Below are 20,646 nucleotides of genomic sequence, written 5' to 3' on the forward strand. Positions count from 1 at the left end.
ATAGATGGTCTCCGGGGACACGCGCATCTCCGCATCGTCGGGGAAGTCGATGAGCAACCGCGCTGCGATCTGCTCAGGGCTGTGCTCCTCAAGCAGTTTCGCCTGCACCTCATCATGCAACACCTGATTGCGGGCCAGCTTGCCCAGCTGCGGACGGCGAGCACGCTCCTCGGAGCGCGACTGCGCCACTACCGCGTCGTACCGCACGGTGGCGGTCGAACCGCTCTGACGCGCTCCGAACGCCTCCTTGCGCCGATACCCCGACTTGCGTCCGTCGTTGTGGTGGACACCGTTGACGTCGAGCTCGTACTTGATCGTCGACGCCGGCCGGCCCAATCGCCTGCCAATCGAGTTCAGCGATTCGTTGGCCGCGACTCCGATCTGGATCTGAATGCGGTCGGCCAACGTCAGACGCGGCCGAGGTCCCGAGGTCGTCGGCTCACGCTTTTGCGGGTTCACCCCTCCAGCGTGTGTGAACCAGCGAACCCCGGTAGCACACGACACACCGACCGCCACACCGGCTTCACGTGCAGTGCAACCCTCACCGATACAGCCCCAGAACTCACGAACAACACTCAACAACGGTGGACGTGGCACAGCAGCACTTCCCATCAGAATCAGCTGCTATTGCAACGACGCCTTGAAACCGCCGCCCGAGTATCGGGCACAGGATCACGTTCGCCCGCTGACGCGATCAGGCCCCCTCGAAAGGGGGCCTGATCAAAACGTGGCAGGTGCAGGATTCGAACCTGCGTAGGCGTAAGCCGACGGATTTACAGTCCGCTCCCATTGGCCGCTCGGGCAACCTGCCGGGTGGTCGCACCGTCCTCTCGGATTTGGTGCGACTAGCAGGGTACAACGAGGATGGGCCGAAGACGAAAACGCCCGAACACAAGCCAGGAGGGAGCGAGTCCATGGCGGATTCCAGCTTCGACGTCGTGAGCAAGGTCGATCGTCAGGAGGTCGACAACGCGCTGAACCAGGCAGCCAAGGAGTTGAGCACCCGCTTCGACTTCCGGGGCACCGACACCACCATCGCCTGGAAGGGCGAAGAAGCCATCGAGATCGTCAGCTCCACCGAGGAACGCGTGAAGGCCGCCGTCGACGTCTTCAAGGAGAAGCTCGTCCGGCGCGACATCTCGATGAAGGCCTTCGACGCCGGCGACCCGCAGCCCAGCGGCAAGACCTACAAGGTCAACGGCACCATCAAAGAGGGCATCACCAGCGAGCAGGCCAAGAAGATCACCAAGATCATCCGCGACGAGGGCCCCAAGGGCGTCAAGGCCCAGATCCAGGGCGACGAGATCCGCGTGAGCAGCAAGAAGCGCGACGACCTGCAGACCGTCATCGCCCTGCTCAAGCAGGCCGATCTCGAGGTGGCCCTGCAGTTCGTCAACTACCGCTGAGCAACTCCGCGGTGATGTCACGCCCGACGGTCTTGCCGTCGTCGCGGTGATCGGTGGTGTTGCGGCACTCCCCCTGGATCGTGAACGCCAGCAGCCCGTCGACGTTCCCCGGCCCCATCACGACCATCACCCCATCGCGGTGGATCACCGTGCCGTACGGCTTCTTGCCGGGCGGCGGCCCGTCGGTCCAACCGGCCGCCACCATCGCGTCGGCGACCTGCCGGGCGTAGGTGTCGGTGTCGGTGCCCGCCGGCAGTTGCGCGCTCATCTCGACCAGACCGCGGTAGGGCGGCTCACCCTGGTCGTTGCACGACTCGAACGAGAATCCGCCGCCGACGTCCTGCAGACCGGCGATGGTGCGCAGTTGCCGGCCGACGTCGACGACCTGGGCCTCGGCCTGTTCGTCGGACATCGGGTTGGCGACCTCCTCGGCATCGCCGCGGAACTCGGACATCGAGCAACCTCCTAACGCGATCGCGCACACCAGCAGCGTGACGGCCAGCGCCGCGCGCATCAGCTCAGCCGGTCGGTTTGTAGTCATGGTCGGTGGTCACAGAGCTCCCTGGTCGGCCGGCTTCCGGATCGATGAACGCGGGACTGCCCGGAATGTCGGTGTCGATGTGCGGCAACGGAATACGGCCGCCGAACGGTAGGTCGATGTGGGCGGGGGTGGTGATGTGCGGCTGCCGCCGCCCCTCGGCGAGCAGGTCCTGCTCCGCGAGCCGGTGGCTGTTGCCGCTGGCGATGTCGGTGATGGCCCGCATCGATTCACTGCCTCGGTCGTAGTAATGCGAATGATCATGCACGTCCAACCCGTCCTCGCCGGCGACTTCGGCGCGGAAACGCACCGACCCGAACTCGTCGCCCGCCGGATCGGTGCGGAGCCCGGCATCCGGCCCGACCGGATAACCCAGCGTGCGGTTGAGTACGTCGGCCGGAAGGTACCCGGGCATCCCGATCCAGCTGACCGGGTCGGTGGACGCGGCACCCACGTAGACCTTGCCGCCGTCGAGGTGGAAATCCTCGGCGCTTCTGGCCAGGTCGGTGCCGGGACTTCCGATCAGCACCGCGTCGTCGGCCCGCATCCCGCTGCCCGCGAACGCGTCGGCCACCGTCGTCGACCCGTAGGAATGGCCGATCACCGTGACGTGCGACGGACCGGTGTGCGTTGCCGCCAGCCCGTTCACGTCGGCCGCCAACAGATCACCACCCGCCCGAGCGAGGTCCGGGGTCGCGATCCGGGTGTCGGTGAACCCGTCGGGCGCGTCGTAGCCCATCCACATGATCACCGCGGTCGGATCGTCGGGGTCGGCCAGCCTGGCCTGGTCGTAGAGGTTGATCGCATCGTTGTGGCCGTCGGCCAGCCAGCCGTCGCGAACGCTGCTGCCGGTGCCCGGCACGATCACGACCGTGTTCTCCGCGCTGTCCGGGTCACCGATCACGATCGCCGCGCGGCCCTGACCGTCGTCGGCGAGCGGCTGATAGCCCCACAGCATCACCGGCCGCGGGTTCTTCGGGTTGGGCCCGCGTTGATGCGCCAGCCCCTCGCTGGTGCGCCGGGCGTTGTGGAAGCGGGTGGCGTCGGCCTGGGTCAGCCCATAGCGGGCCGGATCGGTCATCACGTCGTCCTTGGAGACCCCGTTGCGCGCGGCCACATCCCGGACGCGGCTCAGGTCGTCGGTCATCACCGCCTGGTTGACCCGGTCCCGGACCTCGGCGGGAATTCCGTTGAGATTGCCCAACTCCGGTGGGTGCCTCGCGATCAGCGCATCCTTCTCGGCCTGACTGAGCGAGTCCCACCACGTCTTGACGTCCTCGGGTGCGGTGTCCTTACCCGGCAGCCGCCGCGGATCACCGGGCGTTCCCGGCGGCGTCTGCGGCACCGGGCCGCCGAGCGCCGCGGTGACGGCCGCAGCCGTCGACCGGTCCATCTCGTCGTACTGGGAGAGCAGCTTCCTGATGACGGCCGTCCACGCCTGCGCCAGCCCGGTGAAGACCGGAGGCAGAAACGGCGGCGGACTGCAGGTGCCGTCGTCGGCGACCTGCCAGCCGGTCACGCGCAGACCGTTCACCAGCATCCGCAGTGCCTGCCGGGTCGACGACAGCTGCGCCCCACCCGTCTGCAAAGCCGACTGCACCGCCTGCAATCGGGCCCGCAGCTCCTCCTGGTGGTCGAGGTTGGCTTCGGCCTTCGCGATCGCCGCCGCCGCGGCCCTGCCCTGCCAGTTCGCGCGCAGGTCCGCCAACGCGTGACGCTGCTGGGCCATCAGACCGTCGAGGTGGGCGATCTTCTCGCGGACCCGGCCTGCTGCGTCGGTGAGGCCGTCCGGGTGGGAGGTCTCCACCACCGACAGCGAAACCGTCACCACACCCCCTGAGCCGACGAGATCTCATTATCCCGCCGCCCGCGACGCGCTTGCTGCACCAATCGAATCGCCCTCCCGGGCGGCGGCACCGTCCTACGCTGATCGCCATGGCACACGCGCAACGACAGCCCAAAGTCGTCGTCCTCGGGGGCGGGTCCTGGGGCACCACCGTCGCATCGATCTGTTCCCGGCGCGCACCGACGATGCAGTGGGTGCGCTCCGAGGACACCGCCAAGGACATCAACGCCAACCACCGCAACTCCCGCTACCTCGGTGAGGACTGTGTGCTCAGCGAGACCTTGCGCGCGACCACAGACTTCGCCGAGGCCGCCAACAGTGCCGACGTCGTCGTTATGGGCGTTCCGTCGCACGGGTTCCGCGGGGTACTCGAGGAACTGGCCACCGAACTGCGGCCGTGGGTGCCGGTGGTGTCGCTGGTCAAGGGGCTCGAACAGGGCACCAACAAGCGGATGAGCGAGATCGTCGACGAGGTGCTGCCCGGGCACCCGGCGGGAATCCTGGCCGGGCCCAACATCGCCCGCGAGGTCGCCGACGGGTACGCCGCGGCGGCGGTGCTGGCGATGCCGGATCCGCACCTCGCGGCGCAGCTGGCGGAGTTGTTCCGCACCAAGCGTTTTCGGACCTACACCACCGACGACGTGGTGGGTGTGGAGATGGCGGGCGCCCTGAAGAACGTCTACGCGATCGCGGTCGGCATGGGCTACTCACTCGGCATCGGGGAGAACACCCGCGCCATGGTGATCGCCCGTGCGGTGCGGGAGATGTCGAAACTCGGCGAGGCCATGGGCGGACACCGCGACACCTTCGCCGGTCTGGCCGGCATGGGCGACCTGATCGTCACCTGCACCAGCCAGCGCAGCCGCAACCGCCACGTCGGCGAGCAGCTCGGGGCCGGCAAGCCGATCGACGAGATCATCTCTGCGATGAACCAGGTCGCCGAGGGTGTGAAGGCCTCCAAGGTGATCATGGAGTTCGCCGAGGAGTACCAGCTGAACATGCCGATCGCCCGTGAGGTCGACGGCGTCATCAACCACGGGTCGACGGTCGAGCAGGCCTATCGCGGCCTGGTCGCCGAGAAGCCCGGCCATGAGGTGCACGGCTCGGGCTTCTAGACGTCAGTTGAAGTAGGGGCTGCGGCCCTCACGGGGCAGCAGCAGCGGGTTGCTGGGCTGCAGCACGAAACTGGCCGTGGGGCTGATGACGAAGCCGGCGCCGTTGTGCGCGTCCACGCACGTCGTCATCGTGCCGTCGGTGCCGCAGCTGACGGTCTGGAAGCTGATGCGGGTGTTGGCCGGCAGCGGGTTGACCGTCTCGACGACGTTGGTGAACGGCGCCGCGGCGTTCGCGAACGTCGGCACACCGCCGATGCCGCCGCTGACCAGGTTCGCGCCACCCGGGGCGGCGGGGATCGGGCCGCTGCAGCCGTAGGCGCCGCCGCGCTGGATGACGCAGGTCAGGCCGCCGGGCGCGCCGAACGCGTACCAGGTGCCGTTCATCGCGGTGAACTCGGCGGGGCTCACGGGCGGCCAGGCGTTGACGTTGGGCGCCGGGGGCGGGGCCGGTGCGGGCGGTTGGGCCGCGGCGAAGCCCGCCGTCATGACTGCTGCGCCGATGACCGTCGCGGTTCCTGCCAGGATTCTGCTGAGCACGCCCACACCATATGTGCCGGTGCGACCGCGCGCATGAGCTGACTGCTGGTCCATGAACTGATCATCGCCGAGACCGACGTGAGGGTTACGAAGCGGCCGGCTTGACGACCCTGGCGTGCGTTTCGGCCCTACAGGGTTCAGTAGAGGCCCGGACCGCGCCCGGCCATGTCCTCGAGCCGGCGGATCCGGTCGGCGATCGGCGGATGCGTCGAGAACATCTTGCCGATCTTCTCCCCCGACCGGAACGGGCTCGCGATCATCAGGTGGGCCTGATCGGCCAATTGCGGCTGCGGCGGCAGCGGCGCGGCCTCCACCCCGCCGGAGATCTTGCGCAGCGCCGACGCCAGCGCCAGCGGGTCGCCGGTCAGCTCGGCGCCGGACTGGTCGGCCTGGTACTCCCGCGACCGCGACACGGCGAGCCGCACCACCGTGGCCGCGATCGGGCCCAGGAACGAAACCAGCAGCAGCGCAAACGGATTCGTCCCCTCGCGGTTACCGCCGAACATGCCGGCGAACAGCGCGATGTTGGCCAGCGCCGTGATCACCGACGCCATCGCCCCGGCCACGCACGAGATCAGGATGTCGCGGTTGTACACGTGCGACAGTTCGTGGCCCAGCACCGCGCGCAGTTCGCGTTCGTTGAGGATCTGCAGGATTCCCGTGGTGCAGCAGACCGCCGAGTTGCGCGGGTTACGCCCGGTCGCGAACGCGTTCGGGTTCGCGGTGTCGGAGATGTACAGCCGCGGCATCGGCTGGTGTGCGGCGTTGGCCAGTTCGCGCACGATGCGGTACATCACCGGCGCCTGCAGCTCGCTGACCGGCTGGGCGTGCATCGCTTTCAGGGCCAGCTTGTCGCTGTTGAAGTACACGTAGACGTTCATGCCGACCGCGAACAGCACCGCCAGCGCCATGATCGACCGGCCGAACAGCGAACCGACGAACACGATCAGCGCCGACATCCCCACCAGCAACAGGAACGTCTTGAACCTGTTCGCGTGCGGATTCCACGTCATCAGCTACCTCCTCGTGAAGTCTTCGCTGATCCAACGCCGCATACAGCCGTCCGGGTTCCGGCGAGGTTCAGCCGTGCCGGGTGATCGTGTAGTCGACCAGCGACGCCAGCGCCTGGCGCCCGGGCACGTCCGGCAGCGCCGCCAACTCATCGCGGGCCTGCTGCGCGTAGCGGGTGACGGTCGACTTGGCCTGCTCCATGCCTGGTGAGCGGCGCAGCAGCCGCAACGCCTCGGCCAGATCGTCGTCGTTGTCGACCGGCCGGGCGAGCAGTTGACGCAGCCTCTCCGCATCCGGACCGGATTCCCGCAGCGCGTACAGAACCGGCAGAGTGTGAACACCCTCACGTAGATCGGTGCCGGGAACCTTGCCCGACTCGTCCGGATCGCTGTCGATGTCGATGATGTCGTCGGAGATCTGGAACGCCGTGCCGACGATGCCGCCCAGGCGTGCCAACCGCTCGATCTGCGCCTCGTCCGCGCCGGAGAACGTCGCCCCGAACCGGCCCGACGCCGCGATCAGACAGGCCGTCTTCTCGTAGACGACCTTGAGGTAGTGCTCGATCTCGTCCACATGCTCGGCCGCCCCGCGCGTCTCGCGCATCTGACCGGTGACCAGCTGGGCGAACGTGTCGGCGATGATGCGCACTGCCTCCGGGCCCAGCCGCGACACCAGCCGCGAGGCCGTGGCGAACAGATAGTCACCGGCGAGGATCGCGATGTTGTTGCCCCAGCGGGCGTTGGCGCTCGGCGCCCCGCGCCGCATCTGGGCCTCGTCCATCACGTCGTCGTGGTACAGCGTGGCCAGGTGCACCAGCTCGATCACCGCACCGGCCACCGTCACCTGCCAGGCGTTCGGATCGGGCCCGAGCTGTGCCGACAACACCGTGAACAGCGGACGGAACCGTTTGCCGCCGGCCTGGAAGAGGTGCTGGACGGCCTCGGCCATCAGCTCGTCCGCCTTGCCCAGCTCGGTGGACATCAGATCCTCGATGCGGGCGACTCCGGCGCGGACTTCGGCCGCGAAGGCCGCGTCACCGAAATCCACGCCCGCCACCACAGTCGCCGGTGTCCTCACCCTGCCAACATACTGTGACAATGAAGACCCGGGCGGATGTGGTCGTTGTCGGCGCCGGACCTGCGGGTTCGTCGGCCGCCGCGTGGGCGGCTCGCGCCGGCCGCGACGTGCTGGTGATCGATTCCGCCCAGTTCCCGCGCGACAAGGCCTGCGGCGACGGGCTGACCCCCCGGGCGGTCGCCGAACTCGAACGCCTCGGACTCGGGCCGTGGCTGGACACCCGCATCCGCCACCGCGGTCTGCGCATGTCCGGTTTCGGCGCGGACGTGCAGGTCGCGTGGCCCGGACCGTCGTTCCCGTCCACGGGCAGCGCGGTGCCGCGCACCGAACTGGACGACCGGATCCGCTCCGTGGCCGCCGACGACGGCGCCAAGATGCTGCTCGGCGCCAAAGCCGTTGACGTCAGGCATGATTCCTCCGGCCGTGTCGAGACGTTGGTGCTCGACTCGGGTGCGGAGGTCGGAGTCGGGATGTTGATCGTCGCCGACGGGGCGCGGTCGACACTGGGCCGGGCGCTCGGGCGCCGGTGGCATCAGCAGACCGTCTACGGCGTCGCGGTGCGCGGATATCTCGCCAGCCCGCGCAGCCACGAACCGTGGATCACCTCACATCTCGAGTTGCGGTCCCCCGAGGGCAAGGTGCTGCCCGGTTACGGCTGGATCTTCCCGCTGGGCAACGGGGAGGTGAACATCGGCGTCGGCGCCCTGGCCACCGAGAAACGGCCCGCCGACGCGGCTTTGCGGCCGCTGATGTCGTACTACACGGCGCTGCGCCGCGAGGAGTGGGGCTTCGACGGCGAACCCCGCGCACCGCTGTCGGCACTGCTGCCGATGGGTGGTGCGGTCTCCGGAGTCGCAGGCCCGAACTGGATGCTGATCGGCGACGCCGCCGCGTGCGTGAACCCGCTCAACGGGGAGGGCATCGACTACGGGCTGGAGACCGGCCGCCTGGCCGTCGATCTGCTCGGCGCCGACGACCTCTCGCAGGCGTGGCCCGCCGTGCTGAGCGAGCATTACGCCCGCGGCTTCTCCGTGGCCCGCCGGCTGGCGTTGCTGCTCACGCTGCCGAAGTTCCTGCCGGTGACCGGTCCGGTGGCGATGCGGTCGACGACGCTCATGCGCATCGCGGTCCGGGTGATGGGCAATCTGGTCACCGACGAGGACGCCGACTGGATCGCCCGCGTGTGGCGGGCGGGCGGTCTGGCGTCACGCGGGCTGGACGCGCGCAAACCCTTCAGCTGATCACGCGTCGGGGCCGCGCTGTTTGTGTCTGGCGAAGGCCAGCGCGATCCGCATGTCGGCCGGCGGATCGTCCTTGCGGGTCCCGTCGGTCAACGCGAGCGCGATGAGGATGTCGGCGGTGGTGATGAACAACCCGAACCAGTACGCCCACTTCATCGACGGATCGGGCTGGGTGGCGAAGTACAGGATGAGGAAGATCGGCCCCACGATCCCGAAGACGAACATCATCGCCTGGAACCGCACGTAACGCCAGAACGTCTGCATCCGCACTCCCGCCACCGGTGTGGGGCAGCATATCCCGATGATGACGGACAGGGTGGCGGTGTACCGGGCGCCGATGCGCTCACGCGACGACGGCATCGACGTTGCGCAGACGATCGAGCGGGCCCGCCGGATCGGGCTGTGCGGCTTCGGCGAACTCGGGGTCGACGAGGATCGGCTGACCCGCCGCATCGCCCGCTTCGCCGACGCCCCCGACGGCGCCCTCGTGTGGACGCGCGACCCCGAGGGGCTGTTCTGGTTGGGCCGCATCGACGGGCCGTACCGACGCGACAACACGCGCGCCGCAGCGGCCGTCGACCTGGTGCACGTGCGCCCGTGCCGGTGGCTGTCCGCTCCGTTCCTCGAACCGGAGGTACCGTCGGCGGTTCTCGCGACGTACCGCCGCGGCGGGCGCAACTTCCAACAGACCCACGATTCGGCCGTCGCAGACGACAGCCTGCGCCTATGGGCGCGAGACTCGTGAAAGCAGCTCTCCGGCAATGTATTCGACGTCATTGACGGACGGATTCCGCATTTCGGGGGGCCGCACCGGGGCGGTCAGGGCACAATTCAGGGGTGCCGAGCCCACCCGTTGAGCCCCAGTTCGGCGTGGTGTGCGACGTGGACGGGGTCCTGCCGATCACGCACGTGCGCCGGCAGCTGGGCAGGGTGAGCGCGCTGTTCAACCGCAGTCCCCGCGATCGCCGGTCGGTGCTCGGCATGCCGCATCTGGTGCGGCATCTCGCGCACTCCGACCTCGCGCCGGCGGTGTTCTATCTGACCGCGGCCCCGGACTTGTCCGCGCCGCTGATCAGCGATGCGCTGACCCGTAACGGCTACCCGACCGGCACCGCGCTGCCCGCGGGAGGTGACCTCGCCCCCGGCTGGCTCGTCGGCCACAGCCTGACACCCAAACGCGCCGCGCTCGACCGGTTGGCCGAGCGGCACCCCCAGCTGCGCTGGATCCTGATCGGCGACGACGCCGGACCCGATCCGGACCTGTTCGCCGACTTCGCCCGTCGCCATCCGGGCCGGGTGGCGGTGATCGCGCTGCGCGAGGACCGCCGCCAATCGCGGCGGGCTCTGCGCGGTGACGATCTGCCCGGCGTGGCCGTGGTGACGGCGCCGAACGCCGAGGAGATCCTGCCGGGGTTGGACGCGAGCCTGAGCCTGCAGCCACAACAGCGCACGGCCGTCGACGCGTGGTTCCTCACCGCAGGTGAACGCGGGAACGACGTCACCCGGCTGCGCCCCTGGACCGCGAACAACGCCGTCCGCCCGCTCGTGCACGGGCGGACCTACTTCGCCGCGCTCGCCGACGCCCTGGCCGCCGCCGGGCCGGGTGACGTGGTCCTGTTCGCCGGGTGGCGCGCCGACTCCGAAGAGTTGCTCACCGACGACGGGCCCACGGTCGCCGAGGCGTTGGCCGCGGCCGCTCGGCGCGGGGCGCTGGTGCGCGGACTGCTGTGGCGCGCGCACCTCGGCACCTTCGGCTACCACCTCGAGCAGAACCGGCACTTCGCCGCCGACATGGCCGCCGTCGGCGTGGAAGTGCTTCTGGACCAACGGATCCGCGCGCTCGGCAGCCACCATCAGAAGGCTGTCGTGATTCGGTACGGCGGGCGCTCCCACGACGATGTGGCGTTCGTCGGTGGGATCGACGTCGACCGTGGCAGCCGCGACGACGCCGACCACCACGGTGACCCGCAGGCTGATTCGCCCGACGACCTGTACGGACCCACCCCGGCCCGTCACGACATCCAGGTCGAGGTGCGCGGACCCGCGGTGCGCGAGATCGAGGACGCGATCAGGGAACGGTGGGAGGATCCCGCGCCGACGACCCGGCTGCCCTGGCACGTCGTCTCAGACCTCGTCCACGGTTCACCGCGCACCGCGTCGCCGCTGCCTGCCCCCTCGCCGGATCCGCCGGACGCCGGCCACTGTGCGGTGCAGCTCCTGCGGACCTACCCACGTCGCCGGCCCGCGCATCCGTTCGCCCCGCTGGGCGAACGCAGCGTCGCCCGCGCCTACGCCAAGGCGCTGCGGCGGGCCCGCCGGCTGGTCTACCTCGAGGACCAGTACCTGTGGTCGGTGGACGTGGCGCGCATCTTCGCCGCCGCGCTGCGGCGCTCACCCGATCTGCACCTGATCGCGGTGGTGCCGCGTCGTGTCGACCAGAAGGTGGCCACGCGTGCGGCCGAGATGGGTCAGCTGGAGGCCATGGCGATGGTGCGGGCCGCCGGTGGCGCGCGCGTGCAGATCGTCGACATCGAGAACGACGAGAGCCGGCCGATCTATGTGCACGCCAAGGTCTGCATCGTCGATGACGTCTGGGCGGTGGTGGGCAGCAACAACCTCAACAACCGCTCCTGGACGCATGATTCGGAGTTGGCGGCCGCGATCATCGACGACGAGCGCGACGCACGCGCTCCCGACGATCCCGGCGGGTTGGGTGACGGCGCCCGGCGGTTCGCGCGCCGGCTGCGGCTCGACCTGATGCGCGAACACCTCGGCCTCGGCGAGGACGACGACTTGCTCGACCCCGACCGGGCCGCCGCCACCGTGCGGGAGCGGGCGGCGACCCTCGATGCGTGGCATGCCGAGGGATGTCAGGGGCCGCGCCCGCCCGGGCGGCTGCGCCCGCACGTGTTCGGACAGGATCGGGCGCGGCCGCCGGCCCGGCACCGGTGGTTGACCATTCCCGCGTACCGGATCGTGCTCGATCCGGACGGTCGGCCGCTGGGTATGCGACTGCGCCGCGCCTACTGATCCCCGTGATAGGCAGGACGGGTGAACACCCAACCGCCGCTGCTGTTCGCGCTCGACCTCACCGGCACCTTCGTGTTCGGGCTCAACGGGGCGCTGACGGCGTTGCGTGCGACACACCTCGACGTGGTGGGTGTGGTGACCCTCGGGATGATGACGGCCCTGGGCGGCGGGGTGATTCGCGACGTCCTCATCGACGCGCTGCCGCCCGCGACGTTCCTCGACTGGCGGTACTTCGCGCTGGCCGTCGGTGGGGCGCTGATCGCGTTCGCCCTCAACCGGTGGCTGGAGCGGCTGGGGATGGCGATCACCGTCTTCGACGCGATCGGGCTCAGCGTGTTCGCGGTGATCGGGGCGAGTAAGGCGCTGGCCTTCGGCCTCGGCGTCGCACCGGCGGTGCTGCTCGGCGTCATCACCGCCGTCGGCGGCGGCACGATCCGCGACGCGCTGGTGGGGCAGGTGCCGACGGTGTTGCGCAGCGAGTTGTACGCGATTCCGGCCCTGGTGGCGGCGTCGATCACCGTGGCCGCGGTCCGGTTGGACCTCTACGGCCTGGCCGCCGCGCTCGGGGCGACGGCGGTCTGCTTCGTCATCCGGATGCTGGGGGTCCGGTATCAGCTCAACGCGCCTCGCCCACCGGGATTCGCTCCGGACGGGTCATAGCCTCGACCGAGCGGCCACACGGTTGTTTCGGTCGCGGCCAACCGGGGCACCGGAGAGGGATGATGGACTCGCTGCTCGGCGCCCTCGGGCACGCGTGGTGGGCCTATCCGCTTCTCCTGGCGTTCTGCCTGTTCGACGCCGTCGTGCCCGTCATCCCGAGCGAGTCGGGTCTCATCACCGGTGGGATCCTCTCGGCGGACGGCGCGATGTCACTGCCCCTGGTGATCGCGATGGCGTCGATCGGGTCGTTCGTCGGTGACAACCTCGCGTACTGGATCGGGCGCTCCGCTCAGGACCGGGCCTGCCGGTGGATCACCCGCGGGGAGAAGGGGCGCCGGGGTCTGGAGTGGGCGAAGCGGGAGCTCGACGAGCACGGCGGATCGATCATCATCGTGGCCCGCTTCATCCCCGGCGGCCGTACGCCGACGATGATCGCCTCCGGCATACTCGAATTCCCGTATCGCCGGTTCCTCGTCTTCGACGCGATCGCCGCCGTGCTGTGGGGCAGCATCAACACGCTGATCGGCTTCGTCGGCGGGAAGGCGTTCGCCGAGAACACGATCGGCGCGTTCGCGGTGTCCTTCGGGGTGGCGGTGGCCGTGGGCGGCGCCGTCGAGGTGGTGCGCCGGGTGCGCCGGAAACCCGAACTCGTTGAGCAGCGTTAGCCGTCGCACGTGGGATGGTGGTCGAATGGACCTGATGCCCGCGGCGTTCATCGGACACGGCAGCCCCATGAACGCGCTCGAAGTCAATCGGTACACCGCGGCGTGGCGGGCGTTCGGTGAGCAGGTCACCCGTCCGCGCGCGATCCTGGTGATCAGCGCGCACTGGTACATCAACGCGACGGCGGTCACCGCGATGCCGCGACCGAGGACCATCCACGACTTCTACGGTTTCCCGCAGGAACTGTTCGACGTGCAGTACCCCGCCCCCGGACTGCCCGAACTGGCCGACGAGGTCGGCGAGGTGGTGCATCCGACGTGGGTGGGCGCCGACATCGACAGCTGGGGCATCGACCACGGCACCTGGTCGGTGCTGGTCCACGCCTTCCCCGACGCGTCGATACCCGTCGTCCAGCTGTCGGTCAACGCCGACAAACCGCTCGACTACCACCTCGAACTGGGCGCGAAGCTGGCTCCGCTGCGCGAACGTGGAGTGCTGATCCTGGCCAGCGGCAACGTCGTTCACAACCTGCAGGCCATGGACTGGACGCTCGACACCGGGTTCGACTGGGCCCACCGATTCGACGACGCCGCCAGAGAGTTGATCGCCTCGGAGCCCTCGGAGGCTGCGGGCCTGAGCCGGCACGCCGACTTCGGCATCGCGGCGCCGACCCCCGACCACTTCATCCCGTGGCTGTATCTGGCGGGGTTGGCCTCCGCGGGTGAGGACGGGGTCGACGTTCTGGTCGACGGGTACTCCTACGGGTCGCTGTCGATGACCGCCTACACGCTGGGCCTGGGGGCTATTGTTTCGGAACCCGCTGTTGGACAACAGCATCCGCCGAACGCGCCCGCCGACGCCTCGAACATCTGACGCGTTACGGCCAGCGGGTGTCCAGGATGTCCAGCGCGTTCGGCAGCTTTGCGCGGTAGCGCGCCCGGTCGGCCTGTTTGAACGGCACCCACCACGGCGCCTGGAACAACTCGACGATCTTGACCATCGGACCGCGATAGCCCGACGCCTGCAACACCCCGTTCGCGGCGTACCGGCCGCCCTCGTTGGCGCCCTCCATGGTGGTGACGTTCTGGTCGGTCTTCACCCACTCGCCGGCCAGGAACAGGTTGTCGATTCCCGTCACGGCCTCCGGACGGCGCGCCCACGATCCGGGGTCCTGGATGAACAGCGGTTCGTCGTTGCGGACCTGGGGCGTGCCCGAGTCGATGATCGCGGGGTCGAGGAACCACGAGTGCAGCATGTCGTCGGTGAGCACGGTGTCGGTGTCGTTGAGGTGCGCCTTGATCTGCGCCCACGCCTCACGAGCGATCTCCTCGGGCGTACAGTCCCTGGCGCTTCGGCGGTTGACGTTGCCCGGGGTCGTCCAGTCCGAGATGATCGCCGACAGACAGTCCTTGACCGTGCCGTCGCCGTAGCTGCTCAGGCTTCGTTTCCAGAATTGCGCCTCGCTGATCGAGGTGATCGCCCACCCCGAATCCACGTAGTTGACATGACCTTTCGTGACGTCGACCCGCTCCCTGAGGTAGAACATCAGCCCGTTCATCCATTCGGTGCGCAGCAGGGCGACGTCGGCCAGTTTCGGGTCCGCGGCGATGACGTCGGGGGTGAGCACCGCGGCGAGTTTCTCGCATGGGATCGCGCTGACGTACCAGTCGGCGACGACCGGACGCGTCGCACCACCGGGGCCCACGACCGTCGCCGACGCGATGTGCGCACCGTCCGGCGTCAGCCGCGCCAGCGCCTCACCCACACGGAACGTGACACCCTTCGACCGCAGATGGGCGACCCACGGGTCGAGCCACTGCGAACTCGTCGGTCCGTTCAGCACACGGTCGAAGCCCTTGTTGTCGTAGTCGTTGCCCAGCAACAGGATCGACCACACCGACGCCTCACCGACCAGACCGATGGAATGGGCGCTGGCATCCTTGGACTTCGAGGCGGCAAGGTTGCGGATGATGCCGTCGGCCAGATAGCGGTTGTACTCGTGTGACCGCTTGTTCGCGCCGATGTAGTCCTCCCACGTCATGTTCTCCCACTGCCCGAGCTTGCGCTCGTCACAGCTGGTCACGTAGACGGCCAGCTTCTGCGCGGCGTAGGCCGCCTCCCACAGCGGCAACCGGTACAGCGTCTGGAACACGGTGGTGACCGACTCGATGAACGCCTTCGGAGTGACCGGGTTCGGCAGCGTCGGCAGCGGAAACGGCAGCGGCACAGTCAGATCGGCCCGGTTGAGGCCCGAATGCAGATAGGACGTCGCCCGCGTCAGATTCTGCCAGGTGCCATGACTGTTGCCGGGGAACGGAATCCGTCGCATGGTGTCGGTGACGTTGCGGTAGAAGCCGGGGAAGAATCGGAAGCCGTGTTCGGCCGGCAGCGGCGTGGTACCGGAGTTCGGCACCGGAATCGATCTCGCCTTGCCGCCCAGGGCTTTCCGCTCGTAGACGGTGACGGTGTAACCGCGGTCGACGAGTTCGTGTGCGGCAGTGAGCCCGGCGATGCCTGCGCCGAACACCGCCACCGACATGCCCCGGGGCGCGGCGCGCGCTGCCGGCGGCACGGCCGTCAGCGTCGCCGCGGCCAGACCGGCGCTCGCGGTGCCCGCCAGAAACGACCGGCGCGACACGTGCTGTTGATGAACCCGACCCATGACCCACCGCCTCGCCGCGGAACCCCGTCGGCGATAAGTTAACGGTGATTCGCGCCACAACCGCGCATTTGGGTCTGCGCCGCGTGTCGGTGCGCTCAGCGCGGTGGTTTGACCGCGGCGTGCAGCGCGACGATGCCGCCGGTCAGGTTGCGCCAGCGCACCTGCGACCAGCCCGCGTCCTCGATGCGCCGCGCGAGACCCGCCTGATCCGGCCACGCCCGGATCGACTCGGCCAGATAGACGTAGGCGTCGGGGTTGGAGGCGACCGCGCGGGCCATCCGCGGCAGCGCCTTCATCAGGTACTCCTTGTACAGCGTGGCGAAGGCGCGGTTCGTCGGCGTGGAGAACTCGCACACCACCAACCGCCCACCCGGCCGCGTCACCCGCGCCATCTCCTTGAGGCCGGCCACATGATCGACCACGTTGCGCAGGCCGAAGCTGATGGTGACCGCGTCGAACGACTCGTCGGCGAACGGCAGCCTGGTCGCGTCGCCGGCGACCTTCGGTACGTCGCGCTGCCGCCCCGCGGAGAGCATCCCCACCGAGAAGTCCGCGGCCACACACCATGCGCCGGAGGCTGCGAGTTCGACCGTCGACACCGCGGTGCCTGCCGCCAGGTCGAGCACCTTGTCGCCCGGTCCGATACCCAGCGCCGAGCAGGTCTCGCGGCGCCAGAACCGGTCCTGCCCCAGCGAGAGCACGGTGTTGGTCAGGTCATAACGGCGCGCCACCGCATCGAACATCGACGCGACCTCGTGGGGGTTCTTGTCCAACGTCGCCCGGCTCACGACGCCGACGCTACCTGTGAATCCGCTGCCACCGGGAATGGGGGACGCCGCCGGCGCCCTTGTAACGCGATATGAGCGGAAAAGTATGGTTCATCACTGGTACATCGCGCGGATTCGGCCGGGAGTGGGCGATCGCCGCGCTCGAGCGGGGTGACCGCGTCGCGGCGACCGCGCGGGACACCGCGACGCTCGCCGACCTCACCGAGAAGTTCGGCGACGCGCTGTTGCCCATCGCCCTCGACGTCACCGACCGCGACGCCGACTTCGCGGCGGTCGAACAGGCCCACGACCACTTCGGGCGGCTCGACATCGTCGTCAACAACGCCGGTTACGGGCAGTTCGGCTTCATCGAGGAACTGTCCGAGCAGGAGGCGCGCGACCAGATCGAGACGAATGTGTTCGGGGCGTTGTGGATCACCCAGGCGGCACTGCCGTATCTGCGCGCGCAGCGCAGCGGCCACATCGTGCAGGTGTCGTCGATCGGCGGGATCAGCGCCTTCCCCAACGTCGGGATCTACCACGCGTCGAAGTGGGCGCTGGAGGGCTTCTCCCAGGCACTGGCGCAGGAGGTGGCGCCGTTCGGTGTGCACGTCACACTGATCGAGCCGGGTGGTTTCTCCACCGACTGGGCCGGCCCGTCGGCCAAACACGCCACCCCGTTGGACGACTACGCGGAGATCAAGGAGCAGGCGCAGCGAGCGCGCAGTCAGCGCTCCGCCAATCCGGGTGACCCGAAGGCGTCGGCCGGCGCGATCCTCAAGGTCGTCGACGCCGAGAACCCGCCGCTGCGCGTGTTCTTCGGTGAGGTGCCGCTGGGCATCGCCAAGGCCGACTACGAGAGCCGGCTGGCGACGTGGGAGGAGTGGCAACCCGTCGCGATCGAAGCGCAAGGCTAGCCGGTTTGCGCGCGCTCGTTCCCCTGCGAGCATGCGCAGACCGTCGCGGTTTCGCGGCGTGCCGGGGTACAGGCACGCACGCTCGCGGTGGGTGGGGACCCCGGCTCGCGGTGGGTGGGGACCCGAAAGCTAGGCGGCGCGGAGTGTGCGCCGGGCTGCCACGGCCTCGTAGTGGGCGAGCAGTTCGTCGCAGATCGCCGGCCAGGTGCGGCCCAGCACGCTGCGCCGCGCCGCGGTGGAGTACCGCGGGCGCTCGGCGATCAGGTGGTCGACGGACTCCCCGAGCCTGCCTTCGAAGTCGGCGACGTCGAGCAGCAACCCGGTGCGGTACGGCGCGACCAGATCCCGCGGCCCGCCGGCGTTCGGCGCGACCACCGGAAGACCCGACGCCATCGCCTCCTGCACGGCCTGGCAGAACGTCTCGTGCTCGCCGGGGTGCACGAAGACGTCCATGCTGGCGTACGCGGCGGCCAACGCGTCACCGTAGAGCGCTCCGGTGAAAACCGCTGTCGGCAAGACTGATTCGAGCTTCGCCCGGTCCACCCCGTCGCCGACCACCACGATCTGCAGATCGCTGCGGGCGCCCAGCGCGGCCAACCGCTCGACGTGCTTCTCCGGCGCCAACCGCCCGACGAACCCGACGATCGGCTTGCCGTCGGGCGACCACCGCCGCCGCAACCGCTCGTCGCGGGCCGACGGTGCGAAGCCGGTGATGTCGACCCCGCGCGCCCAGCGGTGCACCCGCGGGACGCCGTGCGCCTCGAGGTTTTGCATCGCCGAGGTCGACGGCGCCAGCGTGCGGTCGGCCCGGCTGTGCAGATGCCGGGTCCACGCCCACGCCGCGCGCGACATCGCCCCGACGCCGTAGCTCTGCGCGAACCCGGCGACGTCGGTCTGGAACACCGCGACCGTCGGGACGCCGAGATGGCGCGCGGCGTGCAGACCGCCGTAGCCGAGCAGCGCCGGGGACGCCAGGTGCACCACGTCGGGGTCGAAACCCCGCAGCACCCCCACCAACCGGGGCCGCGGCACGCCCAGCGGCAGGGAGGTCACCTTCGGAAACATCCGCGACGGCACCCGGTGCACCCGGACCCCGTCGTGCACCCGTTCGGCAGGCGGTTCACCGCGCGGGGTGTCCGGGGCGATGACGATCACCTCGTGGCCGGTGCGGCGCAGATGCTCGAGCACCCGCAGCACCGAGTTGGTGACGCCGTTGACGTTGGGGAGGAAGGACTCGGCAACGATCGCAACGCGCACGACCCGAGGGTCTCAGCGCAAGCTGTCGGGCAGGTTGCGTCCCGGGATACCCGACACGAAGATCAGGCGCGGTACCGTTTGCCTCGTGCGGATGTGGATCGCGCTGGTCATGGCGACGTCGTTGCTGTTCACCGTCGGCTGCACCCGCGAAATCAGCGGCACCGCACGGCAGGATCCCAACCAGCCCCGCGCCGCGGTCACCGAGGACGGCTACGGCATCCTCGTCGGCGACCCCGACGCGGCGGCGCAGATCGAGGTGTTCACCGAACCGCAGTGCCCGCACTGCGCGGCGCTGCAGGCCGACTTCGGCGGGGAGATGGCCGGCTACATCAGCCTCGGGCAGTTGGCGGTGACCTACCGGCCGGTGACGTTCCTGGACCAGAACGGCGACCACTCGGCGCGGGTGAGCAATGCGATGTTCGCCGCCGCCGACGCGTCACCCCGTGCGGTGGCCTTCCAGGCGTTCGTCGAGGAACTGTGGGCCCATCAGCAGCCCGGGGGCACCGGCCCGACCGATGCGGACATGGCCGACATGGCCGAGGACAGCGGGATCCCCGCGCCCGGCGTCCGTGCTGTCGGGAGCGGTGGCGAGGCCGTCGACACTCAGGCCATGTCCGACCTCAACGTCGAACTGCTCATCGAGATCAACGCGTACGGGGTCGGCACCCCGACGGTCTACGACCTGGTCAATGACGAAGTGCTCGACATCAGCGACGATGACTGGCTGTCGAAGCTCATCTCCACCATCTAGGGACGCAGCGCCACGCGGATGCAGTTGTCCTGCTTGTTCTTGAACATGTCGTAGGCGCGGACTCCCTCTTCGAGCGGGAGGTCGTGGGTGATCAACCTGGCCGGGTCGAGGTCGCCCTGCTCGACGTAGTCGAACAGCCGCGGCATGTACCGCTGACCGTGCTGCTGAGCCGACCTGATCGTCAGCGACTTGTTGGTCACCACACCCATCGGGAATTTGTCGGTCAGACCGTAGACGCCCAGCACGGACACCACACCGCCTTTGCGACACGCCAGGATCGCCTGCCGCAGCGCGCTCGCGCGGTCGGTCTCCAGCCGGAGCAGTTGCTTCGCGCGGTCGTAGACCTGCTGCAGACCGGTACTGTGGCCCTCCATCCCGACCGCGTCGACACACGCGTCGGGTCCGCGGCCGCCGGTCATCTCGCGCAGCGATTCCTGCACGCTGTCCGCGGCGGTGTAATCGATGGTCTCCAGCCCGAATTCGCGGGCCAGCGAGAGCCGTTCGGGGATGCGGTCGATGACGATGGCGCGCTCGGCCCCGAGCAGCAGCGCGCTCTTGGCCGCCATCAGACCCACGCCCCCCGCGCCCCACACCGCGACGGTGTCACCGGCGCTGACGTCGCAGAAGTCGGCACCCATGAACCCCGTCGGCACGGCGTCGGACAGGAACAGCGCCTGTTCGTCGGTGATGTCGCCGGGGATCGGGAAGCAGTTCGTGTCACCGAACGGCACCCGCACGAACTGGGCGTGCGAGCCGGCGTAGCCGCCGAACGGATGCGTGTACCCGTAGATCCCGCCGGACGGGTACCCCAGAAGTGGTTGCTGCAGTTCGGCATTCGGGTTCGTGGTGTCGCAGCACGAGTACAGGTCGTGGTCGCAGTACCAGCACCGGCTGCATCCGATGAACGACGGGACGACGACGCGGTCGCCGATGGCGACGTTGCGGACCTCGCGGCCGACTTCGACGATCCTGCCCATGAATTCGTGCCCGAAGACGTCGCCCTCCCGCATACCGGGCAGGTAGCCGTCGATGAAGTGCAGGTCGGATCCGCAGGTCGTGGTCAGCGTGACCTCGACGATGACGTCGTGCGGGTTGAGAATCTCGGGGTCGTCGACCGTCTCGACGGACAGCTTGTTGACGCCGTTCCAGCACAGTGCGCGCATGAGTG

General features: G+C 69.2%; 21 protein-coding genes and 1 tRNA gene. 10 read left to right on the top strand and 12 right to left on the bottom strand.

The annotated features are described in order from the left end of the window. Window positions 1-597 (bottom strand): transposase (locus AU195_RS14655; protein WP_502687344.1); only part of this gene is annotated, 597 nt, incomplete at its 3' end. A 131-nt stretch (window positions 598-728) separates the two neighbouring features. Continuing rightward, window positions 729-811 (bottom strand) — tRNA-Tyr (locus AU195_RS14660). Window positions 812-914: 103 nt separating this feature from the next. Here AU195_RS14660 and AU195_RS14665 point away from each other — a divergent pair. After that, the gene (locus AU195_RS14665) at window positions 915-1,406 is read left to right on the top strand and encodes a YajQ family cyclic di-GMP-binding protein (protein WP_059096374.1); all 492 of its coding nucleotides are present in this window, start codon (window positions 915-917) and stop codon (window positions 1,404-1,406) included. Here the strand turns inward: AU195_RS14665 and AU195_RS14670 are convergent. Continuing rightward, on the bottom strand, window positions 1,393-1,947 hold the full coding sequence (locus tag AU195_RS14670) for a lipoprotein LppJ family protein (protein WP_059159802.1): 555 nt from the start codon (window positions 1,945-1,947) through the stop codon (window positions 1,393-1,395). The two genes, AU195_RS14665 and AU195_RS14670, sit on opposite strands and share 14 nt — an antisense overlap. Next, entirely contained in the window at window positions 1,925-3,772 is a 1,848-nt protein-coding gene (locus AU195_RS14675; RefSeq protein WP_059159860.1) for an alpha/beta hydrolase, read from the bottom strand. The genes AU195_RS14670 and AU195_RS14675 overlap by 23 nt, the downstream gene beginning before the upstream one ends. Window positions 3,773-3,879: 107 nt before the next feature. Between AU195_RS14675 and AU195_RS14680 the strand changes: the two genes are divergently transcribed. After that, entirely contained in the window at window positions 3,880-4,905 is a 1,026-nt protein-coding gene (locus tag AU195_RS14680; RefSeq protein ID WP_059159803.1) for an NAD(P)H-dependent glycerol-3-phosphate dehydrogenase, read from the top strand. A gap of 3 nt (window positions 4,906-4,908) precedes the next feature. Here the strand turns inward: AU195_RS14680 and AU195_RS14685 are convergent, their stop codons facing one another. The 3 genes from AU195_RS14685 to grcC1 all read right to left on the bottom strand — a co-directional run bounded on the left by AU195_RS14685 (window position 4,909) and on the right by grcC1 (window position 7,530). Further along, entirely contained in the window at window positions 4,909-5,496 is a 588-nt protein-coding gene (locus tag AU195_RS14685) for a hypothetical protein (RefSeq protein ID WP_059159804.1), read from the bottom strand. Between the two features lie 83 nt (window positions 5,497-5,579). Continuing rightward, window positions 5,580-6,455, bottom strand: a complete 876-nt coding sequence (gene htpX / locus AU195_RS14690) for a zinc metalloprotease HtpX (protein ID WP_059159805.1) — start codon at window positions 6,453-6,455, stop codon at window positions 5,580-5,582. A 67-nt stretch (window positions 6,456-6,522) separates the two neighbouring features. Next, window positions 6,523-7,530, bottom strand: a complete 1,008-nt coding sequence (grcC1, locus tag AU195_RS14695) for a nonaprenyl/(2E,6E)-farnesyl/geranylgeranyl diphosphat synthase (RefSeq protein WP_172800586.1) — start codon at window positions 7,528-7,530, stop codon at window positions 6,523-6,525. 14 nt (window positions 7,531-7,544) lie between these two features. Here grcC1 and menJ point away from each other — a divergent pair, with 14 nt between their 5' ends. Beyond that, window positions 7,545-8,771: a menaquinone reductase MenJ gene (menJ, locus tag AU195_RS14700; RefSeq protein ID WP_172800587.1), complete on the top strand. Its 1,227-nt coding sequence runs from the start codon at window positions 7,545-7,547 to the stop codon at window positions 8,769-8,771. On the opposite strand, the gene AU195_RS14705 is transcribed toward menJ, so the two are convergent. Then, window positions 8,772-9,035, bottom strand: coding sequence for a hypothetical protein (locus AU195_RS14705; protein WP_059159808.1), 264 nt, complete (start codon window positions 9,033-9,035; stop codon window positions 8,772-8,774). Window positions 9,036-9,075: 40 nt separating this feature from the next. Here AU195_RS14705 and AU195_RS14710 point away from each other — a divergent pair, with 40 nt between their 5' ends. From AU195_RS14710 to ygiD, 5 genes are all read left to right on the top strand, one after another. Next, a complete protein-coding gene (locus tag AU195_RS14710; RefSeq protein WP_059159861.1) occupies window positions 9,076-9,516 on the top strand; it encodes a hypothetical protein in 441 nt (146 codons plus the stop codon). A gap of 92 nt (window positions 9,517-9,608) precedes the next feature. Further along, window positions 9,609-11,801, top strand: coding sequence for a phosphatase domain-containing protein (locus tag AU195_RS14715; protein WP_059159809.1), 2,193 nt, complete (start codon window positions 9,609-9,611; stop codon window positions 11,799-11,801). 21 nt (window positions 11,802-11,822) lie between these two features. Continuing rightward, on the top strand, window positions 11,823-12,461 hold the full coding sequence (locus tag AU195_RS14720; protein ID WP_059159810.1) for a trimeric intracellular cation channel family protein: 639 nt from the start codon (window positions 11,823-11,825) through the stop codon (window positions 12,459-12,461). A gap of 62 nt (window positions 12,462-12,523) precedes the next feature. Then, window positions 12,524-13,126, top strand: a complete 603-nt coding sequence (locus AU195_RS14725; RefSeq protein WP_059159862.1) for a DedA family protein — start codon at window positions 12,524-12,526, stop codon at window positions 13,124-13,126. Window positions 13,127-13,160: 34 nt separating this feature from the next. After that, window positions 13,161-13,997, top strand: coding sequence for a 4,5-DOPA-extradiol-dioxygenase (ygiD, locus tag AU195_RS14730; RefSeq protein WP_216636390.1), 837 nt, complete (start codon window positions 13,161-13,163; stop codon window positions 13,995-13,997). A 4-nt stretch (window positions 13,998-14,001) separates the two neighbouring features. Here the strand turns inward: ygiD and AU195_RS14735 are convergent, their stop codons facing one another. Continuing rightward, window positions 14,002-15,786, bottom strand: a complete 1,785-nt coding sequence (locus tag AU195_RS14735; protein ID WP_059159812.1) for a hydroxysqualene dehydroxylase — start codon at window positions 15,784-15,786, stop codon at window positions 14,002-14,004. A 95-nt stretch (window positions 15,787-15,881) separates the two neighbouring features. Further along, the gene (locus tag AU195_RS14740) at window positions 15,882-16,574 is read right to left on the bottom strand and encodes a demethylmenaquinone methyltransferase (protein WP_059159813.1); all 693 of its coding nucleotides are present in this window, start codon (window positions 16,572-16,574) and stop codon (window positions 15,882-15,884) included. Between the two features lie 71 nt (window positions 16,575-16,645). On the opposite strand from AU195_RS14740, the gene AU195_RS14745 reads away from it, so the two are divergent. Continuing rightward, the gene (locus tag AU195_RS14745; RefSeq protein ID WP_059159814.1) at window positions 16,646-17,470 is read left to right on the top strand and encodes an SDR family oxidoreductase; all 825 of its coding nucleotides are present in this window, start codon (window positions 16,646-16,648) and stop codon (window positions 17,468-17,470) included. 129 nt (window positions 17,471-17,599) lie between these two features. On the opposite strand, the gene AU195_RS14750 is transcribed toward AU195_RS14745, so the two are convergent. Then, window positions 17,600-18,727, bottom strand: a complete 1,128-nt coding sequence (locus AU195_RS14750) for a glycosyltransferase family 4 protein (RefSeq protein ID WP_059159815.1) — start codon at window positions 18,725-18,727, stop codon at window positions 17,600-17,602. 91 nt (window positions 18,728-18,818) lie between these two features. Here AU195_RS14750 and AU195_RS14755 point away from each other — a divergent pair, with 91 nt between their 5' ends. Next, complete coding sequence (locus tag AU195_RS14755) at window positions 18,819-19,478, top strand: DsbA family protein (protein WP_502687345.1); 660 nt, start codon at window positions 18,819-18,821, stop codon at window positions 19,476-19,478. On the opposite strand, the gene AU195_RS14760 is transcribed toward AU195_RS14755, so the two are convergent. After that, a complete protein-coding gene (locus AU195_RS14760; protein ID WP_059159817.1) occupies window positions 19,475-20,641 on the bottom strand; it encodes a zinc-dependent alcohol dehydrogenase in 1,167 nt (388 codons plus the stop codon). The genes AU195_RS14755 and AU195_RS14760 overlap by 4 nt on opposite strands. Window positions 20,642-20,646 lie beyond the last annotated feature (5 nt).

It is taken from the genome of Mycobacterium sp. IS-1496 (assembly GCF_001499995.1).
Lineage (GTDB): Bacteria > Actinomycetota > Actinomycetes > Mycobacteriales > Mycobacteriaceae > Mycobacterium.

Coding starts and splice junctions, on each gene's coding strand:
- AU195_RS14710 (WP_059159861.1), top strand. CDS start 9,076: ATGACGGACAGGGTGGCGGTGTACCGGGCGCCGATGCGCTCACGCGAC.
- AU195_RS14745 (WP_059159814.1), top strand. CDS start 16,646: ATGAGCGGAAAAGTATGGTTCATCACTGGTACATCGCGCGGATTCGGC.
- AU195_RS14680 (WP_059159803.1), top strand. CDS start 3,880: ATGGCACACGCGCAACGACAGCCCAAAGTCGTCGTCCTCGGGGGCGGG.
- htpX (WP_059159805.1), bottom strand. CDS start 6,455: ATGACGTGGAATCCGCACGCGAACAGGTTCAAGACGTTCCTGTTGCTG.
- AU195_RS14725 (WP_059159862.1), top strand. CDS start 12,524: ATGGACTCGCTGCTCGGCGCCCTCGGGCACGCGTGGTGGGCCTATCCG.
- AU195_RS14755 (WP_502687345.1), top strand. CDS start 18,819: ATGTGGATCGCGCTGGTCATGGCGACGTCGTTGCTGTTCACCGTCGGC.
- AU195_RS14735 (WP_059159812.1), bottom strand. CDS start 15,786: ATGGGTCGGGTTCATCAACAGCACGTGTCGCGCCGGTCGTTTCTGGCG.
- ygiD (WP_216636390.1), top strand. CDS start 13,161: ATGCCCGCGGCGTTCATCGGACACGGCAGCCCCATGAACGCGCTCGAA.
- AU195_RS14670 (WP_059159802.1), bottom strand. CDS start 1,947: ATGACTACAAACCGACCGGCTGAGCTGATGCGCGCGGCGCTGGCCGTC.
- AU195_RS14665 (WP_059096374.1), top strand. CDS start 915: ATGGCGGATTCCAGCTTCGACGTCGTGAGCAAGGTCGATCGTCAGGAG.
- AU195_RS14685 (WP_059159804.1), bottom strand. CDS start 5,496: ATGGACCAGCAGTCAGCTCATGCGCGCGGTCGCACCGGCACATATGGT.
- AU195_RS14760 (WP_059159817.1), bottom strand. CDS start 20,641: ATGCGCGCACTGTGCTGGAACGGCGTCAACAAGCTGTCCGTCGAGACG.
- AU195_RS14705 (WP_059159808.1), bottom strand. CDS start 9,035: ATGCAGACGTTCTGGCGTTACGTGCGGTTCCAGGCGATGATGTTCGTC.